The 914-nt window shown below is 68.3% G+C and carries 1 protein-coding gene; it reads right to left on the minus strand.

Going from position 1 to position 914, the window contains the following annotated elements; all coding sequences use genetic code 11:
• Positions 1-914, minus strand: a 914-nt coding sequence (locus AB4Z37_RS32935) for a two-partner secretion domain-containing protein (protein ID WP_441520872.1), incomplete at both ends; no start/stop codon positions are given.

Below are 914 nucleotides of genomic sequence, written 5' to 3' on the forward strand. Positions count from 1 at the left end.
TTGTTGGTGACCGTGCCGCCGTTGAGCACATTGAACGACAGGCCCAGCTTGCTCGAATCGCTGCTGGTCGTGATGTAGACCGACGTGCCGGCCGCAAGCACGGCCTGGCCGCCCGGCGTGACGATGCTGCCGTTGTTCTGCACATTGGCGCCGAACAGAAACGCATTGCCGCCCGCCTTCGTCGCCGAGAGCGGCGGCGCGGTGACGATCACCGCGCCGGCCTCAACAATGACGTCGCCGGTCGGGCCGCTGCCGTTGCTGAAGATCGGCGCCTGCAGATTGCCTGTGCTGTCCAAAGGAGAGCGATTGAACAGCCCGGCCTGGAACTGCTTGTCCGCGATGTTGAGCGTCGACGCCACCAGCGAGCCGACATTGACCTGGCTGGCGCCGCCGAAAATGATGCCGTTCTGGTTGATCAGCAGCACCTGGCCATCGGCCCTGATGTTGCCGAGAATCTGGCTCGGACCGACATTACCGACGACGCGGTTGAGCGCGACCCAGCTGCCGTTGCCGTGCTGGTTGAACACAACGTCGGTCTGCGCGCCGACATTGAAGCTCTGCCAGTTGAGGATCGCCTGCGACGCGGTCTGGTTGATCCCGACGCTGGTGCGCCCGTTGACGATCGCCTGTGTCGGCAGACTGGCGCCGCTCCACAGCCCGGATTTCGGGTCAGACGCGCCCGGCGCGACCTGCAGCCCGCCCGGCGCAAGGCCGTTGGGTACCACCTGCGGCAGCGTCCGCGACGTGCCGGCCGTCTGCGCGGCACTGCGGGCCGCGGCCTGCGTCGCCTGCATGGCCTGGATCGCCTGGGTCGCCCGCATCAGCGCACTCGAGCCGTTGGCCGCCGCGGCCGCCGCCTGCTGAGCCGCCGCGCTCGCGGCATCCGACGCATAGCTCGGCGCCGCGATCGTCGG

Source organism: Bradyrhizobium sp. 2TAF24 (assembly GCF_052115025.1).
In the GTDB taxonomy this organism is placed as follows: domain Bacteria; phylum Pseudomonadota; class Alphaproteobacteria; order Rhizobiales; family Xanthobacteraceae; genus Bradyrhizobium_A.